The following is a 22275-nucleotide window of genomic DNA, read 5'->3' as shown; positions in this document are numbered from 1 at the left end:
GCTGACGCGAGGGACCTACCGGCGGCCGCTCTTGAACATCCCCCGGGCGATCTCGCGGGCGGCGGTGCTCATGAAGTCCTTGAACGCCCGCGACTTCACGACGCTCTCCATCATGCTGTCCTCCTCCTTCGGCGCGGACCGCCGGGAGGAGGGCTGCGAGGACTTCTCGGTGACGCGCGCGTTCTTCTGCTCGCGCGCCATCTCCTTGACGCGGGCGTCCTCCGCGGCCTTGCGGGCGCCCTCCTCGAGCTTCTTGGCGAGCAGCTCGCGGGCGGACTCGCGATCGATCGCCTCGGCGTACTTCGCGGTGAGCGGGGAGGCCGCGACCGCCGTCTCCATGTCGGGGGTGGGGGCGGGGTCCATGAGCGACTCCGGCGCCCGCAGCCGCGTCCACGCGACGGGGGTCGGGGCGCCGCGCTCGTTCATGACCGTGACCACGGCCTCGCCGATGCCGAGCGACGTGATGACCTCGCCGAGGTCGTCGTACGCGCTGGTGGGGTAGGTGTTGACGGTCGCCTTGAGCGCCTTGGCGTCGTTGGGCGTGTGGGCGCGGAGCTGGTGCTGGACGCGGGAACCGAGCTGGCCGAGCACCTCGTCGGGTACGTCGGTGGGCGACTGCGTCACGAAGAAGACGCCGACGCCCTTCGACCGGATCAGCCGCACGGTCTGGGCGATCTGGTCGAGGAAGGCGTCGGAGGCGTCGTTGAACAGCAGGTGCGCCTCGTCGAAGAAGAAGACCAGCTTGGGCTTGTCGAGGTCGCCCTCCTCCGGCAGGTCGTGGAAGAGGTCGGCGAGCAGCCACATGAGGAACGTCGAGAAGAGCGCCGGCCGGTCCTGGAGGTTGGGCAGCTCGAGCAGGCTGACGATGCCGCGGCCGTCCTCGGCCGTGCGCAGGAACTCCTTGGTCTCGAACTCCGGCTCGCCGAAGAACACGTCGGCGCCCTGCGCCTCGAAGGCGACCAGCTCGCGCAGGATGACCCCGGCGGTCTGGGGCGAGAGGCCGCCGATCGTCTTGAGCTCGGCCTTGCCGGCCGCGTCGCCGGTGAGGTACTGCAGCACGGCGCGCAGGTCGGCCAGGTCGAGCAGCGGCAGCCCCTGCTTGTCGCAGTAGTAGAAGACCAGGCCGAGCGAGGACTCCTGGGTCTCGTTGAGGCCGAGCACCTTGGCGAGCAGGGTGGGGCCGAACGCGCTCATCGTGACCCGGACAGGTACGCCGATGCCTTGGCCGCCGATCGCGTAGAACTCCGTCGGGAAGCCGGTCGCCGTCCACTCCTGGCCGACGCTCGACGTGCGCGCGGTGAGCTTGTCGCTGGGCTCGCCCGGGACGCTGATGCCGGAGAGGTCGCCCTTGATGTCGGCGGCGAAGACGGGGACGCCGTGGGCGCTGAGCTGCTCGGCGAGCAGCTGGAGGGTCTTCGTCTTGCCGGTGCCGGTGGCTCCGGCGACGAGGCCGTGACGGTTGAGCATGGCGAGCGGGATGCGGATGCGTACGTCGCTGAGGCGCTCCGCGTCCAGCATCAGGCCGCCGAGCTCGAGGGCCTCGCCCTCGAACCGGTAGCCGGCTGCGACCGCCTCCGAGATCGGGTCCGAGATCGGGTCGGGGACCGGGTCCGAGATCGGGTCGGTCGCCGCCGGCGGCTGGGCCTCAGGGGTCTCGCTCATGCCGGCGAGCCTAGCCACGTGGGGAGGCGACGACGAGGTCCCTCGGGGCGGCGTCGTTATGATCACCGCCGTGATCTTCAAGCGGGTGGGCGACGGCCGGCCCTACCCCGACCACGGGCTCGACTCGCGCGGCTGGGCCGACCTGCCCCCGCGCCAGGTGCGGCTCGACGAGCTGGTGACCACCAAGGACACCCTGCGGCTCGACACGCTCCTCGACGAGGACTCGACCTTCTACGGCGACCTGTTCGCCCACGTCGTGCAGTGGAAGGGCGACCTCTACCTCGAGGACGGCCTGCACCGCGCCCTCCGCGCCGCGCTCCAGCAGCGCAGCGTGCTGCACGCGCGCGTCCACCAGGCGGACGCCGGATGACGGGCGCCGCCCGGTCGGCGCTCACGCTCGCCTTCCTCACCCTGGTGGTCGCGGTCGCCGCCGTCTGGGGATGGGCCGCCTTCACCGAACCGTTCCCCGAGGACGAGCCGGTCGCGATCTGCGAGGACACGACCGTTCCTGCCGGCTCCGAGGTGCGCCGCGACCAGATCGTCGTGAGCGTCTTCAACGGCAGCAAGCGCAGCGGGCTGGCCGGGGCCACGAGCGCCCAGCTGGCCGAGCGCGGCTTCGTCGAGGGCACTGTCGGGGACTCGCCGCTGCCCGCGGCCACCACCCAGATCTGGTCGTCCGAGCCGACGAACCCGGCCGTCGTCCTCGTCAAGAAGCAGTTCAAGCGGGCCAAGGTCGTCGAGGGCGACGCCCTCGGCCCCGGCGTCGTCGTCGTGGTGGGCGAGAAGTTCCAGTCGCTGAAGAAGAAGCAGATCGAGTCGGTGGTCGCCGAGGCCGACGCGACCATCTGCCGAGCCACCGGGTCGGAGTGACGCTGCGCGTCGCCGTCAGTCCCGGTCGCGGCGCTTCGGGTCGCCGACCCACTGGGCGAGCCGGCCGTTGTCCGAGACCTGGCGCATGCGCGCCTCGGTGGCGTCGCGCAGCTTCCGGGGCGTGACCACCAGCAGGTCGTCGCCGTGCCGCAGGACCGTACGTCGCTCGGGCACGAGCACCTCGCCGGACCGGATGACCAGCGAGACCGAGGCTCCCTGGGGCAGCCGCAGCTCGCCGACCTCGACACCGTGCATCTTCGACGTCGGCGCGATGGTCACCTGCAGGAGGTCGGCGGCGACCCGGTCGAGGGGCGCGGCCTCCACGTCGAGGCCGCGCGGCCCCGACCGGAGCGCGACGCCGAGCGTCCGGGCAACCCAGGGCAGCGTGGGCCCGGTCAGCAGCGTGTAGACGACGACCATCACGAAGACGATGTCGAACAGGTCCTCGGCGCCGGTCACCCCCTCCGAAAGGGGAATCGTGGCGAGCACGACCGGCACCGCCCCGCGCAGGCCCGCCCACGACAGGAACGCCAGGTCGCGTGGGCCCATGGGCTGCACGATGCTGCTCGCCACGACCGACAGGGGCCGGGCCACGAGGGTGAGCACGAGGCCGGTCGCCAGCGCCTGGACGACGGTGTCGAGGTCGATCCGCGACGGCGACAGCAGCAGCCCGAGCATCACGAACAGCCCGATCTGGGCGAGCCACGCCACGCCCTCGGAGAAGGAGCGGGTGGCCACCCGGTGCGGCAGCTCGCTGTTGCCGAGGATGAGCGCGGCGACGTAGATCGCGGCGAAACCCGAGGCGTGCAGCGCCGACGAGGCGCCGTACGCCGTGAACGCGAAGCACAGGACGGCGATCGGGTAGAGGCCCGAGGACGGCAGCGCCGCCCGTCGCAGGACCCACGCCCCGCCCACGCCGATCGCGGCGCCCACCAGACCGCCGGCGATGAGCTCGAAGACGATGAGGCCGCTGGTCTGCAGCAGCCCCGACTCGCCCACCGCGCCGGTGGAGATGATGCCGACGAGAACGACCACGGGGGCGTCGTTGAGCCCCGACTCCGCCTCGAGCGCACCGGTGAGGCGCTTGGGCAGCGGCAGCGCCCGCAGGACCGAGAACACCGCGGCCGCGTCGGTGGGCGAGCAGATGGCGCCCAGCAGGATCGCCAGCTCCCACGGCAGGCCGAGGAGGTAGTGGGTGCCGACGGCGACGACGGCCACCGACACGGCCACGCCGATGGTCGCGAGCGAGAGACCCAGGCCGACGCTCGAGCGCATCTGCCGCCAGTCGGTCGTCAGGCCACCCTCGGCCAGGATGATGGCCAGCGCCCCGAATCCCAGGGCGTGGGCGACCTGGGCGTCCTCGAAGGGGATCCCGAACCCTCCCTCGCCCAGCAGCACGCCGATGAAGAGGTAGATGAGCAGCGACGGCAGCCCGGCGCGCGCCGACACGCGCACGGCCAGGATCGCCGCCAAGGTCACGACCGCACCGACCAGCACGAACTCGTCGAGCTGGTGGACGTCGAACGTCATGCACACCTCTGGGCGGCGCTTCGGGTTGCGGGGCCACTGGATCCTATCGGCCGGCAGGCGGCGCCGCGGCCGTCTCGCGCGGCGTGGACGGTCCGCCCCGCTGCACCGCGAGGGCCTCCTGCGGCACAATCGCGTGCGCAGGAAGAGGACGTTTGGGGTCGCGCCCGACCGGGTAGGCGTCTCCGGACGAGAGGGAGTGATCGATGTACGGCGACACCGCCGCGGGCCGCAAGCGCGTCGCGCAGCTCCGGGAGCAGGGCGGCGACATCCGCGCCCTGGCCGCCCGTCTCGTCGCCCAGGCCGAGGCCGTGCCGTGGCGCGGCAAGGCCGCCGACGCGATGCGCGAGCGGGTCAAGGAGCGGGCCTCGCACCTGCGCGCCGCCGCCGCCCACCACGAGACCGCTGCCGACTCGCTGGCCCAGCACCTCGCGGAGGTCGACACGCTCAAGGAGGCGATCGACCAGCGCGCCCACAAGGCCACCGGCCTCGTCGAGGACGCCCGCACCCGCGCCAGCCACTCCGCGGGGTCCGACGGTGCGTCGGACGAGCCCGACGCGACCGACGCCGCCCTGCTCGCCTTCGACCCACCCCCGGCCGGGCACAAGGACTGGCTGACCATCACGCTCCCGGGGCTCTGACATGGTGACCATCGACCTGACCGCGCCCCCTCCGGCGCCCACGAGCTTCATCGACGCGATGGCCCGGCGCCTGGCGTTGACGCTGCCCGAGCTCCGCCTGGTCGCCGAGCTCGCCGGCGGGGCGCCGCTGCCGTTCGACCTGCCCGGTGACGCCGACGAGGCCGTCGATGCGGGATCGCTCTCCGGACGGCTGGGGCAGAGCCGGGGCTCGGTGGAGGACACCGCCTACAGCGACGCCCTCCGCACCCTCCACGACCCGAAGGACACCCTGAGCCGCCGCGGGCTGGTGACCGACGCGGGCGCCGACCCCGGCCTCCTCGGAGCAGTCGGCCTGCTCGCGACACCACGGCTCGCCCTCGACATCGACGTCGCGGCGGGGGCGACCCAGGTCAAGGCCTGGCACCGCCAGTCCGGCGGCGCGGTCGCCAGCCTGTCGACCTGTGACGGCATCGTCTTCGAGCTGGCATGGTTCCCCGTCGACCAGTGGACCACCGAGCTCGCCCGGGTCACCGCCCCGCCGGAGGACCTGCCGCTCGGCACCTCGCACGTGCCCGCCCGGCTCGACGTCCCCTACGCCCTCGCCGACACCGTCGGGGAGGCGCTGCGCTCCGGCCGGTCCGACCTCGTCCCGGTCCTGGTCGGCCAGTCCGACGGGGCCGTCCTCGCCGACGGCCGGGAGATCAGCGGCCCCGAGGCCGTCGACGCCGTGTCCGCCGTGCACACCGAGGGCCGCGGTCGCATGCGGATCCTCGCCGCCGAGGTGTCCGAGCGCGCCACCACCTCGGTCGGCGTCGTGTCGTGGGTGCTGCTCCGTGACGGCTGGCACTCCCTGACCCCCCGCCACGACGACGGTGCGCGCGTCGCGGTCGCCCGCGTCGACCCCGACGACCTGGCCACCGAACTGGCGCCCGTGCTGGCACAGGTCACCGCCCCGGAGGCCCTTGCGCATGAGTGATCTCGACATCCCCCGCACCCACGACGGCCCGCCGGACGACTCGTCCGCCTCCGTCGCCGCCGACAAGTACGACCAGATGCTGGCGCTGGCCGACCTGTTCGACAGCTCGGGCACCGAGATGCGCACCCGCGCCCGGCTGGGCAGCGAGATCCTCGGCGACGACGACGTCGTCGACTCCGGCGAGCTGTCGAAGGCGACCTGGGGGCAGGCCGAGGAGGACATCCGGGCCGCCACCACGGGCAAGAACGGGCTGCTGACCCGCTCGGTCGAGCTCGACGCCGACGCGCTCGTCGTACGCGCCACGGTCCTCACCTACCGCTGGATCGACGAGCTGCAGGAAGCGGCCTACAAGACCCTCGGCTCCATCGCCGGCCGCGCGATCGGCTACCTCGCCCCGGAGGTCGCGCTCGGCGGGGCGATCGTGAGCGCCGGGCTGATCGAGACCGACACGCTCGACCGCGACGGCGTCACCGCCTACCTCAGCGAGCTCGCCGAGAACAACCCCGACCTGATGGACCACCTGTCCGGTGGCGGCGGCCTGCTCGACGGGCTGCACATGCGCTCGCTCCTCACCGCCGGGGCGCTCGCGTCCGACCACGGTGCCCACGCCGCACGCGGAGGCCTGCGGGCGATCGGCGTGGACCCGTTCCCCACAGACGCCGTGTCGGCCTTCCGCGACTCCGCGGGGTCGTTCGTCGAGGTCGAGGCGCCGGTCACGGAGGTCGACAGCAGCACCGCGACGGCGCCGCGCTCGCTCGAGGAGCTGATGGCCAACCTCCTGGCGGAGGACCGTCGCATCAGCGTCCAGCGCGTCGGCACCGGTCGCTACATCGCCTACCTCCCGGGTTCGCTCACCCCCGACACCGGCCGGCTCCGGCTCGTCGGCGCCGACCCCACCACGTCGGCAGGCCAGGTGGTGCGGGCGATCGAGGACGCCGTCACCGAGGACGACGCCCGCGTGATGCTCGTCGGCTCGGCTGGGGGCGGAGCGATCGCCGCCGAGATCGCCGCCACCGCCCGCTCGTCGCGCTTCGTGGTCGACCAGGTCGTCACCGCGGGAGCCCCGTCCGCCCAGGTGCCCCGGATCCCCGAGGGCACCCGGGTGCTGTCGCTCGAGGACCGCTCTGACCCGGTGGTCCTGCTCGGCTCGCTGATCAACGCCTCGACGGCCAACCGCCTCACGGTGGTCTTCGACGCGGCCGGCGCCGAGGGCACGCAGCTCTACGTCGCGGGCGCGCGGGCCGCCGACACGGCCGAGCACCCCGAGCTGCGGGCCGAGATCAGCCGGATGCAGGACCTCGGGTTCCTCGCGGGCTGACCGCCCGGTCAGACGATGCCGTGCACGAACTCGCCGAGCTGTGCGAGGTTGCGGCACTCCACCATCGGCACGATCTCGCCGTAGCGGTCGGCGGCACTGTCACCCGTGCCCCAGTGGCGGGGGTGCTCCGGGTTCAGCCACCACGCGTGCCGTGCCCGCCCGGCCAGGTCGCCGAGGACCGGCAGCGCGAGGTCGCTGTAGTTGGACCGGCCGTCGCCCAGCACCAGCAGCGAGGACCGCGGCCCGACCGCGTCGGGGTGCTCCTCGGCGAACCGCGTGAGGGCCCGCCCGTAGTTGGTGCGCCCCCACATCGCGGCCTGCGAGATGCGCCCGGCCAGTGACTCCATCACCTCGACCACGTCGGCACCCGGCCGGAAGCTGTCACTGACCTCCACGACGTCGTCGACGAAGGTGAACGCGCGCACACCGCTGAACGCCTCCCGCAGCGCGAACACCAGCATCAGGGTGAACTGCGCGAAGTTGGCCACCGAGCCGCTGACGTCGCAGAGGACGACCAGGTCGGTGCGGTGCGGACGCTTCGGGCGGTGGTGGGTGGTCAGCGGCACCCCGCCCGTCGCGATCGACGCGCGCACGGTGCGGCGTACGTCGAGGGGTCCGCGCCGACGCGCGTGCTGCTCCTTGGTGAGCCGGGCTGCGAGCCGACGGGCGAGCGGGTAGATCTCGCGACGCATCTCCTCCAGGTCGCTGCGGCGGGCGGCGGTGAAGTCGAGCCGGTCGATGGTCGGGCGGACGGTCACGTCGGTGACGTGCTGGGGCCCCTTCTCCTCGGCGATGCGACGGCGGACGTCTCCTTCGACCAGGCGCGTGAAGTCGCCGATCCGGCGACCGGCCACCCGCTGGGCCTGCTGGTCGTCGATGCCCTGGCCGAGCAGCCCCTGCACGAGCCGGTCCATGAGCTCGCCGGGCGACACCCGCTGGAGCGAGGTGTAGGCCGACCAGCTCGACAGGCCGGGTCCGCGCCCGGGCATCGCCCCGAAGCGGGCGACCGCCTCGACTGCAAGGTCCTGCAACGCCTGCTGGTCGCCGGAGGCGAGGGCGTCGGCCAGCGCCTCCCGGAAGCGTTCGAGGTCGGCCCCGGTGTCCTGCGGCGCGGACGCCGGCTCGAGGCCGCCCCCGGCGACGCCGCCGCCGACGAGTCGCGGGAACCAGATGTCGAAGACCGCGTCGAAGGTGACCCGCTGGGGCTGCCGCTTCACCAGCGTGGCGGCGTACGCGGCGCGCACGGTCTCGCGGTCGTGCCAGTGCACCTTCTCCAGCGCGCTGATCGCGTCGAGGCCCTCGGCCAGCGACACCGACAGGCCCGCCGAGCGCAGCGCCTCGACGAAGCCGATGTGGGTGTCGAGAAGGCTCATCTCGCGGCCAGCTTGAGCTCCCTGGCCGCGCGCTGCAGGTCGGAGGCGTGCTTGAGCACGACGCCGAGCGTGCGGGCGACCGTGGCCTCGTCGAGGTCGCCCACCTGGAGCGCCACCAGCGTGCGCGCCCAGTCGACGGACTCGGCGATCGAGGGCGCCTTCTTCAGCTCCAGCTCCCGCAGGCGTACGACGACGTCGACGAGCTGGGCGACGACCCGGTCGTCGAGTCGCGGCACCTGTCCGGTGACGATCGCGCGCTCGCGCTCGGCGTCGGGGTAGTCGAGGTGCAGGAACAGGCAGCGGCGCTTGACCGCCTCGGAGAGCTCGCGGCTGGCGTTGGAGGTGAGCACGACGAACGGGCGGCGCGTCGCGCTGACCGTGCCGAGCTCGGGGATCGTGACCTGGAAGTCGCTCAGCACCTCGAGCAGCAGGCCCTCCACCTCGATGTCGGTCTTGTCGACCTCGTCGACCAGCAGGACCGTCGGGTCGTCGCGCCGGATCGCGCTGAGGAGCGGCCGAGTGAGCAGGAACTCCTCGGTGAAGATGTCGTCGTGGGTCTCGCTCCACGCCTGGTCGGTTCCCGACGCCTGGATCCGGAGCAGCTGCTTCTTGTAGTTCCACTCGTAGAGCGCCCGCGCCTCGTCGAGGCCCTCGTAGCACTGCAGCCGCACCAGCTCCGCGCCCGTCGCCCGGGCCACCGCCTTGGCGAGCTCGGTCTTGCCGACACCCGCGGGACCCTCGATGAGCAGCGGCTTCTCCAGCGCCCCGGCGAGGTACGCCGTCAGCGCCGTGGCGTCGTCGGTGAGGTAGCCGACCTCGCGCAACCGGGTCGCAGCGTCGTCCGGGGACTCGAACCAGGTCGTCACCGGGCGAGCCTAGCCGCCGCTGTAACGCCGGGTTGCTGCCTGTAGCCCCCCTGATGCATCTGGGTGGGTAGTTGCACCAACCCGGCGTTACAGCTCGCGGCATGACCGAACCTCCACAAGATGTACAGGTTTTTGTCCAAGTTTCCCATCCGAGGTGAGGGCCGCTCCGAACCGAGGGCATCAGGTACCCCCACGAAAGGAACAGCCCGATGAAGAAGACCACCGCCCTGCTGTCGGCCGCTGCCCTGCTCGCCGCGCCCGCTGCCATGTCCGCGCCCGCCTCCGCCTCCCAGGCCGAGGCGACCGTGTCCGTCCTGCACGCCGTCCCCGGCCTGACCGTGGACGTCTACGCCAACGGCGAGGAGCTGATCCCCGACTTCACGCCGGGCACCCTCACCGATCCCCTCCAGCTGCCCGCCGGCACCTACGACCTCCAGGTCTTCGCGGACGGTGACGCCCCGGGCAGCGGCCAGCCCGCCATCGAGGCGAACGGCGTGGAGGTCCCGGCCGGCGCCAACGCGACGGTGGTGGCCCACCTCGACTCCGACGGCAACCCCGTCCTCACCCCGTTCGTCAACGACGTGTCGTCGACCGAGGCCGGCCAGGCGCGCGTCGTGGTGCGCCACACCGCCGCGGCGCCCGCGGTCGACGTCCGGGCCGACGGCGACGTGCTGTTCCCCGACCTGGCCAACCCCGACGAGGCGTCCGCTGACGTCCCGGCCGGGGGCTACTCCGCTGATGTGACGCTGGCCGGGGAGAACGAGGCAGTCCTCGGCCCCGCCGACCTGCAGCTCACGGAGGGCACCGCGACCATCGTGTACGCCTGGGGCTCGGCCGAGGACGGCAACCTCGACCTCGCGGTGCAGACCATCGACGGGCTCCACTCGGCTCCGTCCGGCGTGCCCGGCGGGGAGACCGGCGCGGCCGCGCTCGGCGGGGGCACCCCGCCGTGGGCTCTCGCGCTCGCTGCCGGATCGCTCGCGGCGCTCGCCCTGGCCGCGACCCGGCTCGTCCCGGCGCGCACGCGCCGCTGACGGCCCGGAACCGTCGAGGAGCGACAGCATGACGAGGCTGGGCAGGAGCGCCTGGTGGGCCGTGGCCACCGCTGCGGTCATCGGGCTCCTGCTCAGCCTCGTCGTCGCCACCGGGAGCGACGACCTGCAGGACGTCGCGCAGGTCCGGGGCGACGCCGCCGCCTCGGCGGTGAAGACGGGCACTCCGCCCGTCCGGGACGGGGGTGGACGCTCCCCCGGGGACGTCGGCCGCTCAGCGTCCACCGTCGGACGCACCGACGCCTCGCTCGGCGCGCGACCGGCACGTCGCACCCCCACCCCCACGCGCGTCCGGGTGCCCGCCCTCGGGCTGGAGGCCGCGGTCCGCCCGGTCGGCGTGGGCGGGGACAGGCAGATGCAGCTCCCCGCCGACCCGCGGGTCCTCGGGTGGTACCGCTTCGGGGCCGCCCCGGGAGACCGGGGGTCCGTGGTGCTCGCGGGGCACGTCGACTCCCGACGCTTCGGCGTCGGACCGCTGGCCGACCTCCGGGGGATCGCCGTCGGCGACCGGGTCGAGGTCGCCACCGGCTCGGGCTCCCTCCGGACCTACCGGGTCGACAGCATCGAGACATTCGACCGACAAGCACTGTCGGCGGACGTGTTCGCCCGCACCGGCCCCGAGCGGCTGCGGCTCGTCACCTGCACCGGCCCGTACCTCCCCCAGGCCGGTGGCTACCAGCAGAACCTGGTGGTCACCGCCGTACCGGCGTGAGCTCGGCGGAGCGCTCGCTGCGCTCACGCTCCTTGGGTCAAAGATGCCTCTGCGGAGCCCTCGCTCCGCTCGTGCTCTGCAGAGGGGGCGGGATTCGAACCCGCGGTAGGTCTCCCTACGACCGCTTTCAAGGCGGTTCCGATCGGCCGCTCCGGCACCCCTCCTCGTACGACGCCGGGGCGCCGCACACCGCGGGACTCTACCCAACCGCCATGGACCACCAGGCGCGTGATGAAATCTTCGGCGTGACGACCGAGACCGCCACCGTCCACCGCCTCGCCCCTGCTGTCGCGGCGCGCCTGCTGGGCGTCGTGCTGTGCGGTGTCGCCGTGCTGATCCTGGCCAGCACGCTGGCGATCGCGGTCCTCGACCTGCACACGGTCTTCCTGCTGGTCCCGGTGCTGCTCACCGTCGCGGTGCTCGTCGCCTGCTGGTGGGTGTGGCGCACGAAGGGCTGGGTGGTGCGGATGACGTCCGAGGGCTACCGGGTGCAGTGGGTGCGCGGCGTCGGGGCGGCGTCCGCACGGTGGAAGGACGTCGAGGACGCCGTCACCACCACGGTCGTCGAGGCTCCGGTCGTGGTGCTGCGCCTGCGCGACGGGCGTACGACCACGATCCCCGTCGAGATGCTCGCAGTGGACCGCGAGGCGTTCGTGCGCGACGTCCAGGACCACCTCCAGCGCGGACACGGCCTCCGCAAACTGTGACCTGATTCGGCGCACGACCGCCGAGCCTTGTAACCTTCTGTGCGCCCGGCCCCGGTCGGGCATGGAGGCGTCGCCTAGTCCGGTCTATGGCGCCCGCCTGCTAAGCGGGTTTGGGGCTAAAACCCCATCGAGGGTTCAAATCCCTCCGCCTCCGCCAGTGTCGGCCCCCTCCGCCCGGAGGGGGCCGGCCGGTCTGCCGTGCGTGTATTTGCAGGAACCTGCAATGCACAGACCTGCAGTCGACTGGACGGGACGTGGCTGCGCACGGTGGGCGACAATGGACGAGTCATCCCCTGTGACATGACCCAAGAGGTGGAAACCCCATGAGCCCAGTACGCCGTATCGCCGCCGCCGCACTCGTGGCAGTTCTCGGATTCGGTGTCGCCGCCATCGGCGCTGCGCCGGCCCACGCCGGAGACACCAGCTGGGGGCGGGCCGTCATCCGCTGAACCGAAGCCAGTCGTGCCATGATGGGCACGCAATGAAGAGCTGGGACACGGACCCCTCAACCCCCCACGAGTTCTGGTCCGACGGCCTCCCCCACAGGCCAGTCCCGGCATGAGGGCAGCACCTCCTCGGAGGTGCTGCCCTCCCCCTTTTGCCCGGCCGCAGGTGCCGGACCCAACGCCTCAGGCGGACGGGGTGTCGGCCTCCCGGCCGGAGATGCCGCGCTTGCCCATCTCGTAGCCGAGCTGGAACCTCGTCTCCACCTCGAACTCGCTCTTCAGGTCCGCCACGTAGGCGGCATAGGTGCGCGGGCTGACGCCGAGACGCTTGGCGCCGGCCGGGTCCGCCCGACCCTCGAGGAGCATCCGGATCGTCATCGCCCGCTGCTCGGCGGCGATGTCGCGCATCAGCGAGGTCTCGCTGCTGGTGAAGGGCCGAGCCCGCTCCCAGTGCCGCTCGAACATGTCGACGAGGTAGCCGACCATCGACCTGTCGCTGATCACCATCGCCGAGTCGGTGCCCTCGTGGCCGGGGATGAGCGCCACCCGACGGTCGACCACGATGAGGCGGTTGAAGAACTCGTCGAGGGTGCGTACCTCCGCACCCGCAGCGGTCACCGCGGCGACGTACTTGCGGGTGTCCGCGCTGCGCCGCGCGGCGTGCTGGTAGAGGGTGCGCATCTTGACGCCCCGCTTGAGGGCGGCGATGTCGCGCGCGCCGACACCTGCGTCGAGCTGCTTGACGCCCCGGCGGTACTGCGGCTGGGCGGTCAGCAGCTCCTCCTCCGCGTCGCTGACGAGCGAGGCGAGGAAGTTGCCGATGGTGGCGAGCCCGCGGATCTCCGCGAAGGGACCTCCCACGGCGCTCGGGGAGCGACGCCACACGTGCGAGACGGTGTTGAAGGCGTTGGCCCAGTGGGCGGACTCCGCGATGAGCTCGGCACCCTGCTGGCCCAGCGGAGCGACCACCCGTGCCTGAACGGCGGCGGGGTCCACAGCGGTCCACGTGCGTCCGTCGTCGCCCTTCGTCACCAAGCCGACGTCGACCAGCAGGGCGAAGGCGGCATGCAGCTCGCCCCCCTTGGCGATGCGCGTGTCGGCGGCGTTGATGCCGCCGGACGTCACGATCTCCTCGTAGAGGGGGGTCGCCTGCTCCTCGAAGACGATCCGCTCATCAGGCCCCAAGGGCATGGTTCACTCCGCTCGACCGACATCCCCTGGGGAGGATGGTGCCACACCAGCCCCAACTGCCACCTCCGCGGACGACCGGGAAATGCGCCGACCCGCCGACCGGAGGCCCGGGCGGCGGGTCGGTGTCGCGAGGCGCGGGTCAGGCGTCGAGGCGCGCCTTCAGCGTGTCGAGCTCGCTCCAGAGCACGGCCGGGAGGTCGTCGCCGAACTTCTCGAACCACTCCTGGATCTGCGGCAGCTCGGCCTTCCACTCCTCGGCGTCGACGGCGAGGGCCTGGGCGAGCTCGTCCTCGGTGAGGTCGAGGCCGTCGATGTCGAGCGAGCCCGGCGCCGGGACGTGCCCGATGGGGGTCTCCACGGCGGCAGCCTGACCGTCGATGCGCTCGATGACCCACTTGAGGACACGGCTGTTCTCGCCGAAGCCCGGCCACAGGAAGCCACCGTCGTCACCGCGGCGGAACCAGTTGACGTAGAAGATCTTCGGCAGCTTGGCGGCGTCGTTGTCCTTGCCGATGCCCACCCAGTGGCCGAAGTAGTCGCCGGCGTTGTAGCCGATGAACGGCAGCATCGCCATCGGGTCGCGGCGTACGACGCCAACGGCCCCGACCGCGGCAGCGGTGGTCTCCGAGGAGAGCGTGGCCCCCATGAACGTGCCGTGGTTCCAGTCGCGGGCCTCGGTCACCAGCGGGATCGTGGTCTTGCGGCGGCCACCGAAGAGGATCGCGTCGATCGGCACGCCGCGCGGGTCGTCGTACTCGTCAGCGAGGATCGAGCACTGCTTGATCGGGGTGCAGTAGCGGCTGTTGGCGTGGCTGGACAGCTCGCCGGTCTCCTCGGCCAGCTCCGGCGTCCAGCGCTCGCCCTTCCAGCTGGTGGCCTCGGCCGGGGTGTTCTCCAGGCCCTCCCACCACACGTCGCCGTCGGGGGTCAGCGCGACGTTGGTGAAGACCGAGTTGCCCCTGCGGATGGTCTCCATGGCGTGCGGGTTGGTGTGCTCGTTGGTGCCCGGCGCGACGCCGAAGAAGCCGAACTCCGGGTTGACCGCCCACAGGCGGCCGTCCTCGCCGATCCGCATCCAGGCGATGTCGTCGCCGATGGCCTCGACCTTCCAGCCCGGGATGGTGGGCTTGAGCATGGCCAGGTTGGTCTTGCCGCACGCGCTCGGGAAGGCCGCGGCGACGTACTTGGTCACGCCCTGGGGCGAGGTCAGCTTGAGGATGAGCATGTGCTCGGCGAGCCAGCCCTCGTCGCGCGCCATGACCGAGGCGATGCGCAGCGCGTAGCACTTCTTGCCGAGCAGGGCGTTGCCGCCGTAGCCGGAGCCGAAGCTCCAGATCATCCGCTCCTCGGGGAACTGGACGATGTACTTGGTGTCGTTGCAGGGCCACGCGGCGTCGGCCTGGCCGGGCTCGAGCGGCATGCCGACCGAGTGGAGGGCCGGCACCCACTGCGGGGCCTCGCCGGCTGCCTCGAGCTCCTCGATGCGGCGCAGCACGTCGGTGCCCATGCGGGCCATGACGCGCATCGAGACCGTGACGTAGGCCGAGTCGGTGATCTCGATGCCGAACATCGGGTGCTCGGCCTCGAGGTGGCCCATGACGAACGGGATGACGTACATGGTGCGACCCCGCATGCAGCCGGCGTAGAGCCCGCGCATGAGGTCCTTCATCGCCTCCGGGTCCATCCAGTTGTTGGTGGGCCCGGCGTCACGCTCGTCGACCGAGCAGATGTAGGTGCGGTCCTCGACGCGTGCCACGTCGGTGGGGTCGGAGGCCGCGTGGAACGAGTTGGGCATGATGTCGGGGTTCAGGCGGGTGAACGTGCCCGTCGCCTCGAGGGACGCGGTGAGCTGGGCCCACTCCTCGTCGGAGCCGGTGCACCAGTGGATGGCGTCGGGCTGCGTCAGCTCGGCCACCTCGTTGACCCAGGCGAGGATGCCTGGGTGCGTGGTCGGTGGCGTCGTCTGGGTGTCGATCGTTGCGGTCATGCCGGTTCCTCACAGCTTGCGTCGCGGGTTGTTCGCGCGGCCTCGTTGTCGGCGACTTGTCGCGGACGTTAACGCTCGTGAATCGGCGCACATATTGGATCGATCACAGACCTGTGACGTGCGTCTCGCTACTCCCGCGTACGCCGGTGCGGCTGGGTGAGGCGGTCGCCGAGCGAACCTCCCGTGGGTCCCCCGACCGGGGCGTCGGGATGGATGCTGCGGGTCTCCGCGCGGCGGTTGCCGGCCGCGAGCCAGTCGCGGAGGTAGAACTTCGGGAGGATCTTGGCCACGGCGAGCGTGACGTAGACGATCGTGTTGATCGCGACGAAGGCCGCGAGCACGGCGATGACGTCGTTGCGCAGGATGCTGTCGGGCAGCAGCACGCCCATGGGGACGAGGGCCGGGACGACGGCGGGGAGCAGCACGGTCGGGATGGCCACGTCAGTTCTCCACCCGTACGCCGGAGTCGGTCTGGACCACGTGCTTCCACGTGGCCTGCCTCGCCAGGGACAGGTCCCAGATGCCCTTGAGGTAGACGATGTTGAGGAACATCGCGTAGAAGAGCTCGGGGAAGAGGGAGAGCCCCAGCAACCGCGCCTTCCAGCCGCCCCGCCACACCGTCACGACGCGTTCGAGGGTGAAGACCAGGCCGATGCCGATCCAGAACGGGAACCACACCCAGTTCGACGTCGCCAGCACCATGAGGATGATGAGCGCGAGGTAGGACCCGAGGGCGATGACCCCGTAGCCGATGCCCAGCTGCTGCATCCAGTAGCGGAAGGTCTGCGGCCGCAGTCCGTAGGCGCCGAGGTTCTCCAGGGCTCCTCGCTGCCAGCGCAGCCGCTGGGCCCACAGGGACCGCCACGTCGGCATCACCTCGGTGACCACGGTGCACTCGCTCGGCGAGATCATCAGCGCGCCGAGGGTCTTGAGGGCGATGGTCAGCTCGTTGTCCTCGGTCAGGGCCACCGTGTCGTAGACGTCGCCGGGGACGCCGGGCAGGATCTTGCCCCGCTCCTCGGCCACCGCGCGCAGCGCTCGCGGACGGAACACCGACGCGGTGCCGGTCAGCACGAAGACCCGGCCCCGCCGACGCCGCAGGTCACGCTGGTAGCGGGTGTACTCGTTGCGCTGGAACTGACCGATCAGGCCGAAGCCGTCCTCGCCGTAGAACAGGCCGCCGACCGCCATCAGCGCGCGGTCGTCGGTCAACCGACGGGCCGCGCCCTCGAGGAAGCCGGCGTCCAGGGTGGTGTCGGCGTCCATGACCATCACACAGTCGTTGTCGCCCTGGCCGGGCAGGACCTCGGCGAGCGCCTGGTTGAGGCCGCCCGCCTTCTTGTGGGTGTTGTCCACCGTCTCGAAGACGTCGACACCGGCCTCCCGGGCGAGCCGAACCGTCGCGTCGGTGCAGTTGTCGGCGACGACCACGATCCGGGCCGGCGGCAGCGACTGCGACTGCAGGGACGCCAGGGTCTCGGAGATGCAGCCCTCCTCGTTGTGGGCCGGGATGAGGACGGTGATCATCACCGGACCGGCGTACTCCCCGCGGGTCTCGGTCATCACGAGCTTGGGTGCGAGCGGCATCCGGTTGCCGTCCTCGCTCCGGCGGGCCCGGGTGAGGAGCCGCCGCTCGATGCCGGCGACACCCGCCGCGAGGAGCAGGGCCACACCGACGGCGGCCAGCAGCACCCGGGGAGCGGGCATCTCGGTGTCGTAGAAGACCCGCCAGATGCCGAACAGCAGCCCTTCGTCGGGGGCGCGGCCCGCCTCCGGGTCTCCGGCGGCGACGGCGACCCACAGGGTGCCCGCGCCCAGTGCTGCTGCACCGATGATCGCCAGGCCCACCGACCGTTGAAGCCACCGCATGTACGTCAATCTCCTGTTCCCCCCGTCGGGTGCCCGCCCCGGGCCGTCAGTCGTTCGGCGCCGTCCCGACGGCGGATGGCATGAAGTCGCGGACGAACTCGTCGAAGGCCACGGGCCTGCCGATCAGGTAGCCCTGGGCGAAGTCGACGCCCTCGTCGCGGCACACCTCGAGGATCTCCGGCTCCGAGACGAACTCGGCCACCGTGCGCTTGCCCAGGTCGCGGGCGATGCCGACGATCGAGCGCATGATCGTCCGGTCGACCGCCGACTCGTGCACGTGGGCCACGAACTCCCCGTCGATCTTGACGTAGTCGAAGATCAGGTGCTTGAGGTAGTAGAACGACCCGAAGCCGGCGCCGAAGTCGTCGAGCGCGAAGGCGCAGCCGAGCTCGGTCATCCTCTCGGCGAAGGTCCGCGCCAGCGCGACGTCGGCCACCGCCGCGGTCTCGGTGATCTCGAGGATCAGCGCGTGCGGCTCGACGCCGTGCCTCTCCAGCGAGGCGACGATCGCCTTCTCGATGTCGGGGTTGCCGATGGAGTGGCCCGACAGGTTGACCTCGAACTCGAACGCCGGGTCGTGGTCACGACGCATCCGCGCCAGCAGCTCGAGGCTCTTGTCGACCACCCAGGCATCGACCTGCGGCATGAGGCCCACGCGCTCGGCGATGTAGACGAACCGTGACGGCGGCACGAGCTCCCCCTCGTCGCGCAGGCGAAGCAGCACCTCGGCGGAGCTGATCCGGCCGCTCGCGATGTCCATGATCGGCTGCAGGTGGAGCTCGAACCGGTTCTCGGCGAGCGCCGCCTCGATGCGGCTCTGCCACTGCAGCCGGGCCGCGGTGCGAGGCCCCCGCTCGTCGCCCTCGGACAGGACGACCGCCTGGTTGCGACCGGCCTCCTTGGCGTCGTACATCGTCATGTCCGCGAGTGCCAGCACGTCGGCCGCGTGCTCCGAGGCGGCCCGGAACGTCACCGCGCCGACGCTGGCCGTGACCCGGCGCGCCACGCCGTCGAGGGTGGCGGCGTGGGTGGCGATGCGGTCGACGACGAGACCGGCCACGCGCTCGGCGTCGACCTGCTCGCAGTCGGTCAGCAAGATGGCGAACTCGTCACCGCCGAGGCGGGCCACGACGTCGGTGCTGCGGATGGATCGACGCAGCAGCCCCGCGATCGTGACGAGGAGCTGGTCGCCGGCGTTGTGGCCGAGCGTGTCGTTGACCTGCTTGAAGTTGTCGAGGTCGAGCAGGAGGAGGGCGCCGGTGGGTCCGTGGCGACGGCAGCGGTCGAGGTGCCGGTCGAGCTCGTTCTCGAAGCGACGGCGGTTGGCCAGGCCGGTGAGGACGTCGTGGTCCGCGAGGTGGGCGAGGCGGTCGAGGTAGCGGCGGCGGTCGGAGATGTCGACGACGTTGACCATCACGATCTCGCCCATCTGCGCGTCGCCGACCACGGTGCTGCTCAGGGACACGTGCACGTCGTTGCCGCCGGAGTCACGGAAGTTGCACTCCGACTGCAGGGAGTCGCCGCGATAGGCCAGGAGCCGGCCGAGGTGGTCCTCGATCCTGGTCTCGCCCGGCGTCTCGAAGTCGGCGAGGCGGTGCCCCACCATGTCGGGAGGGTCGAGGCCCACGAGGACGGCCATCGAGATGTTGACGCGGATGATTGAGCCCGACGGGTCGAGGAGCGCGACGCCGTGCGGCGCGTCGTCGAACAGCTTCTCCACCCGCTCGTTGGAGACGCGAGCACGCCGGCTCTGCCGCTCCAGGTCGCGCACGATCCGTTGGAGGACCGGCGCGAGGACCAGCGCGACCGCACCCCACATCAGGGCGCGGCGCCAGTCGCCGAGCGCGTAGTCGGGCGGCCCGATCACCAGGACCGGCACGACGAGGGTGGCCACGGCCAGGCCGCTGGCCAACCACAGCTCCCGCGGAGTGCCGGTGATGGCCATCCAGAGGATCGGGACGAGGAGCAGCACCGTCATGCCCGACGACGAGCCGCCGCTGCTCGCCCCGGCCGCGTCGTTCACCAGGGCGGCGTACGGGAACAGCAGGAAGGCGGGGAGCGGATCGAGCCAGCTTCGCTCGGGTCGACGCCGGCTGACGACGAAGAGCACGACGACCACCGCCAGCAGGAGGGCCGCGAGGGCGGCCACCCACCACGGCCGCTCGTAGGGCGGGAGCAGCACGGTGAAGAGGCCGAGCGCGGCCACCACACCGAAGGGCGCGGCCAGGGCAGGGCTGCCTCGCCTGAGGTCGGAGGGGGAGGACCCGGGCGCGGCGGTCCCCGAGACACGGCGTCGCACCCCGCCAGCCTAGTGGCGGGGGCGACGTCGCGCGGTCTCAGTCCTCCGCGTCGAGATCGGCGGCGACGCGGCGGTGCGCCTCCCAGATCTCCTCGGGCATCCGCTCGAACTGCGCCAGGTGCTCCTCGCGGAAGCCCATCTCCTGCTGCCAGCGCGCCTTGTCGATCGTCAGGATCCGCTCGAGGTCGGCGGCCGGGACGTCCATGCCGGTGAGGTCGAGCTCGTCCTCGGTCGGCAGGATGCCCACTGCCGTACGCCGCCCCTCGACCTCGCCGTTCTTGAGCTGCAGGAGCCACAGCAGCGGGCGCAGGTTGTCGCGGTATCCCGGCCAGAGGAAGTGGCCGTCGTCGGGGTCCTTCTGGAACCAGTTGACGTGGGCGAAGATCGGCTGCTCCTTCGCAGCCCCGACCACGTCGAGGTAGTGGCGGGCGTAGTCGCCCTCGCCGTAGGCCATGAACGGGCGGTTGGACATCGGGTCGTACCGCAGCTGCCCGTCGACGCCCTCCGCGGCGAACGTGGCCTCGGCGCCCAGCGTGAGGCCGTCGTACACACCCTCGGCGAGGTCGGTGATCGCCCGGATCAGCGGCTCGCGGTCGCTGGTGCGGCCGCCGAAGATGATGGCGTCGATCGGCACCCCGGCCGGGGCGTCGTAGTCGGGCGCGATGTTGGGCACGTTGGCCAGCGTGGTGGTGAAGCGGCTGTTGGGGTGGGCCCAGGCGGCCGTGTCGTTGTCCTTGCGGTCGGCCAGCGGAGAGCCCGTCCAGTCGAGCCAGCCGCGGACGTCGGTCGGCGGCTTGGGCGTCTTGCCCTCCCACCAGACCTCGCCCGTGGAGGGGTTGTAGGCGACGTTGGTGAAGATCGCCTGCGAGCCCTCGTCGATGGAGTGCAGGGCGTTGGGGTTGGTCTTCTCGTTGGTGTCCTTGGCGACGCCGAAGACGCCGTACTCCGGGTTCATCCCCATGAGCCGCCCGGACTCCTCGTCGACCCACAGCCACGCGATGTCGTCGCCGTAGAACGACACGTGGTAGCGGTCACCGAGGGCATCCGGGGCTGCCATCATCGCGAGGTTGGTCTTGCCCGAGGCGCTCGGGAAGCCACCGCAGACGTGCCAGGTCTTGCCGGTCTCCTTGTCGTGGATGCCGATGAGCATGTACTGCTCGGCGAGGAACTTCCTGCTCGCCCAGCCGTCGTACGCCCCCTGCCGCAGGCCGTGGGCGATCTTGCCGAGCAGCGCGTTGCCGCCGTAGGACGAGCCGAAGTGGAGGATCGTGCGCTCGTCGGCGACGGTGACGAAGTAGCGCTGGTCGTCGGGCGTGCCCTGCCCGAGGTTCTCCAGGTCGCCGGTGACGTGGACGGCACGGACGAACGAGTCGGGGTCCTCGAGGTCGTTGACGAACTGCACGCCGACCCGCGCCATGCGGATCATGTGGAGCACGACGGTGCGGGTGTCGGTGAGCTCGACGCCGGCGGCCCACGGCTCGAGCGGGTTGCCGGCGGGGGCCATCAGGTAGGGGACGACGTACATCGTCTTCCCCTCCGACGCCCCGCGCATCCGGTCGTGCAGCATCGGCTTCATCTCCGAGGCCGGCCGCCAGTTGTTGTAGACGCCGCGGTCCAACTCGTTGTTGGTCGCGACGATGGTGCGCTCCTCGGAGCGCGCGGTGTCCTTGTAGTAGCTACGGGAGTAGTAGCGACCCTCGCCGGCCATCTGGAGCTCGCCGTCCGCGACGGCCTCCTCGAGGAGTCGCGCATCATCGGAGGCGTTGACCACCTCGATGCGCTCGGCGCCGGTGAGCTCGGCGTACTCCTTCACGAACTCGCGGACCTTCGGGTTGGTCAGTCCGGCTTCGTCCATGACTGCCTCGAGATCTGCCATCGCGCTGCCTCTCGTCGTGCGGCGGTGCCTCGCCGCGGTGCGGGTGCTAGGCACCCTAGGGCACCGGTTCGGCGCGGCGGAGCGGACCGAGGGTCCTGATGACCTCCGGCAAAGGTCCTGTGTCGCTCCCCCTGATTTCGTCCGCCGAGCAGGGTCGGCTATTCTCGACCAGTCCTCGCAGCCGCTCGGCAGCACGGACGAGCGCCTGTAGCTCAACGGATAGAGCATCTGACTACGGATCAGAAGGTTTGGGGTTCGAATCCCTACAGGCGCGCAGCGAGATTCAGCGAGAAAGACCCACCGGAACGCTTCATCCCGGTGGGTCTTTCTCGTTCTGCATGTGCGGGCACCTGGTCTCCCCGCCGGGACCTAGGCTCGACCCCGTGCCACCCATCGACGACGCCACCCGCCCGCGTGTGGCGGGCTCGGTCGAGCTGACGCCGCGGCAGCGCGGGGCCGGCGAGCACCTGCGGATGATCCACGACCACTTCCGGCACGATCTCGAGACCCTGACCCGGGCGGTGGAGTCGTTGCGCGACGGGGCGGGCGACGTGGACGCCGTACGGTCCGGGGTGCACGCGCTGGCGCCGTCGCTCACGGCCCAGCAGGTCGCCGGGCTGTGCGGCCAGGTGTGCCGCTTCCTGACCATGCACCACACGATCGAGGACCAGAACCTGTTCCCCGCGGTCGCCACGATGGCGGCCTACGCCCCGGTCGCGAAGCGACTGGCCGAGGAACACCTCGTCGTGCACGCCCACCTCGAGCGGGTCGACGACCTCGCGATCGCCGTGCGCGCCGATCCCACGCGGGTCGGGGAGCTGGTCGAGGCCGTCGACGAGCTGCGGACCGACCTCGAGTCGCACTTCGTCTACGAGGAGACCGAGATGACCGAGCCGCTGGGGCTGCTCGGGCTCGGCGTCTGAA

General features: G+C 71.6%; 20 protein-coding genes and 3 tRNA genes. 12 read left to right on the top strand and 11 right to left on the bottom strand.

Features of this window, described 5'->3' with window-relative positions; translation table 11 throughout:
* Positions 1–15 precede the first annotated feature (15 nt).
* Complete coding sequence (locus tag HOO61_RS05725; protein WP_172257653.1) at positions 16–1662, bottom strand: helicase HerA-like domain-containing protein; 1647 nt, start codon at positions 1660–1662, stop codon at positions 16–18.
* A gap of 70 nt (positions 1663–1732) precedes the next feature.
* Between HOO61_RS05725 and HOO61_RS05720 the strand changes: the two genes are divergently transcribed.
* Positions 1733–2032 (top strand): type II toxin-antitoxin system VapB family antitoxin, encoded by a 300-nt coding sequence (locus HOO61_RS05720; RefSeq protein WP_172257652.1) that lies wholly within the window; start codon positions 1733–1735, stop codon positions 2030–2032.
* A complete protein-coding gene (locus HOO61_RS05715; protein WP_172257651.1) occupies positions 2029–2532 on the top strand; it encodes a LytR C-terminal domain-containing protein in 504 nt (167 codons plus the stop codon). The genes HOO61_RS05720 and HOO61_RS05715 overlap by 4 nt, the downstream gene beginning before the upstream one ends.
* Positions 2533–2547: 15 nt before the next feature.
* On the opposite strand, the gene HOO61_RS05710 is transcribed toward HOO61_RS05715, so the two are convergent.
* Positions 2548–4062: a potassium/proton antiporter gene (locus HOO61_RS05710; protein WP_172257650.1), complete on the bottom strand. Its 1515-nt coding sequence runs from the start codon at positions 4060–4062 to the stop codon at positions 2548–2550.
* Positions 4063–4265: 203 nt separating this feature from the next.
* On the opposite strand from HOO61_RS05710, the gene HOO61_RS05705 reads away from it, so the two are divergent.
* From HOO61_RS05705 to HOO61_RS05695, 3 genes are read left to right on the top strand one after another with little or no spacing between them, the layout of a single operon-like run.
* A complete protein-coding gene (locus HOO61_RS05705) occupies positions 4266–4700 on the top strand; it encodes a hypothetical protein (RefSeq protein ID WP_172257649.1) in 435 nt (144 codons plus the stop codon).
* A gap of 1 nt (position 4701) precedes the next feature.
* Positions 4702–5655 carry a hypothetical protein gene (locus HOO61_RS05700; protein ID WP_172257648.1) on the top strand — a complete coding sequence of 318 codons (954 nt, stop codon included), beginning with the start codon at positions 4702–4704 and terminating at the stop codon, positions 5653–5655.
* Positions 5648–6973: a hypothetical protein gene (locus HOO61_RS05695; protein WP_172257647.1), complete on the top strand. Its 1326-nt coding sequence runs from the start codon at positions 5648–5650 to the stop codon at positions 6971–6973. Before HOO61_RS05700 ends, HOO61_RS05695 begins: the two co-directional genes overlap by 8 nt.
* An 8-nt stretch (positions 6974–6981) precedes the next feature.
* Here the strand turns inward: HOO61_RS05695 and HOO61_RS05690 are convergent, their stop codons facing one another.
* Together HOO61_RS05690 and HOO61_RS05685 are read right to left on the bottom strand one after the other, a co-directional pair.
* Positions 6982–8346, bottom strand: a complete 1365-nt coding sequence (locus tag HOO61_RS05690) for a VWA domain-containing protein (protein WP_172257646.1) — start codon at positions 8344–8346, stop codon at positions 6982–6984.
* On the bottom strand, positions 8343–9212 hold the full coding sequence (locus HOO61_RS05685) for a MoxR family ATPase (RefSeq protein WP_172257645.1): 870 nt from the start codon (positions 9210–9212) through the stop codon (positions 8343–8345). The genes HOO61_RS05690 and HOO61_RS05685 overlap by 4 nt, the downstream gene beginning before the upstream one ends.
* 209 nt (positions 9213–9421) lie before the next feature.
* On the opposite strand from HOO61_RS05685, the gene HOO61_RS05680 reads away from it, so the two are divergent.
* Entirely contained in the window at positions 9422–10246 is an 825-nt protein-coding gene (locus tag HOO61_RS05680; protein ID WP_172257644.1) for a DUF4397 domain-containing protein, read from the top strand.
* Between the two features lie 28 nt (positions 10247–10274).
* Complete coding sequence (locus tag HOO61_RS05675; protein WP_172257643.1) at positions 10275–10976, top strand: class F sortase; 702 nt, start codon at positions 10275–10277, stop codon at positions 10974–10976.
* Positions 10977–11055: 79 nt separating this feature from the next.
* Here the strand turns inward: HOO61_RS05675 and HOO61_RS05670 are convergent.
* Positions 11056–11140, bottom strand: a tRNA-Ser gene (locus HOO61_RS05670).
* 48 nt (positions 11141–11188) lie between these two features.
* Here HOO61_RS05670 and HOO61_RS05665 point away from each other — a divergent pair.
* From HOO61_RS05665 to HOO61_RS24475, 3 genes are all read left to right on the top strand, one after another.
* Entirely contained in the window at positions 11189–11683 is a 495-nt protein-coding gene (locus HOO61_RS05665) for a hypothetical protein (RefSeq protein WP_172257642.1), read from the top strand.
* A gap of 63 nt (positions 11684–11746) precedes the next feature.
* Positions 11747–11840, top strand: a tRNA-Ser gene (locus HOO61_RS05660).
* Positions 11841–12006: 166 nt separating this feature from the next.
* Entirely contained in the window at positions 12007–12132 is a 126-nt protein-coding gene (locus HOO61_RS24475) for a hypothetical protein (RefSeq protein ID WP_301538948.1), read from the top strand.
* Positions 12133–12312: 180 nt separating this feature from the next.
* Here HOO61_RS24475 and HOO61_RS05655 read toward each other — a convergent pair whose 3' ends face one another.
* The 6 genes from HOO61_RS05655 to HOO61_RS05630 form a co-directional block, all read right to left on the bottom strand.
* Positions 12313–13320 (bottom strand): TrmB family transcriptional regulator, encoded by a 1008-nt coding sequence (locus HOO61_RS05655; protein ID WP_172257640.1) that lies wholly within the window; start codon positions 13318–13320, stop codon positions 12313–12315.
* Positions 13321–13459: 139 nt separating this feature from the next.
* On the bottom strand, positions 13460–15307 hold the full coding sequence (locus HOO61_RS05650; RefSeq protein WP_172257638.1) for a phosphoenolpyruvate carboxykinase (GTP): 1848 nt from the start codon (positions 15305–15307) through the stop codon (positions 13460–13462).
* A gap of 128 nt (positions 15308–15435) precedes the next feature.
* The gene (locus tag HOO61_RS23685; RefSeq protein WP_216658555.1) at positions 15436–15747 is read right to left on the bottom strand and encodes a hypothetical protein; all 312 of its coding nucleotides are present in this window, start codon (positions 15745–15747) and stop codon (positions 15436–15438) included.
* Position 15748: 1 nt separating this feature from the next.
* Positions 15749–17176, bottom strand: a complete 1428-nt coding sequence (locus HOO61_RS05640; RefSeq protein ID WP_172257636.1) for a glycosyltransferase — start codon at positions 17174–17176, stop codon at positions 15749–15751.
* A gap of 46 nt (positions 17177–17222) precedes the next feature.
* On the bottom strand, positions 17223–19475 hold the full coding sequence (locus tag HOO61_RS05635; protein WP_172257634.1) for an EAL domain-containing protein: 2253 nt from the start codon (positions 19473–19475) through the stop codon (positions 17223–17225).
* Between the two features lie 37 nt (positions 19476–19512).
* Positions 19513–21351, bottom strand: coding sequence for a phosphoenolpyruvate carboxykinase (GTP) (locus tag HOO61_RS05630; RefSeq protein WP_172257632.1), 1839 nt, complete (start codon positions 21349–21351; stop codon positions 19513–19515).
* A 201-nt stretch (positions 21352–21552) separates the two neighbouring features.
* Between HOO61_RS05630 and HOO61_RS05625 the strand changes: the two genes are divergently transcribed.
* Positions 21553–21625, top strand: a tRNA-Arg gene (locus HOO61_RS05625).
* Positions 21626–21734: 109 nt separating this feature from the next.
* Positions 21735–22274 (top strand): hemerythrin domain-containing protein, encoded by a 540-nt coding sequence (locus HOO61_RS05620; protein WP_172257630.1) that lies wholly within the window; start codon positions 21735–21737, stop codon positions 22272–22274.
* Position 22275: the final 1 nt, after the last annotated feature.

The organism is Nocardioides sp. zg-1230 (assembly GCF_013155335.1).
Lineage (GTDB): Bacteria > Actinomycetota > Actinomycetes > Propionibacteriales > Nocardioidaceae > Nocardioides.
This window is presented reverse-complemented; position numbering and strand designations above follow the sequence as displayed.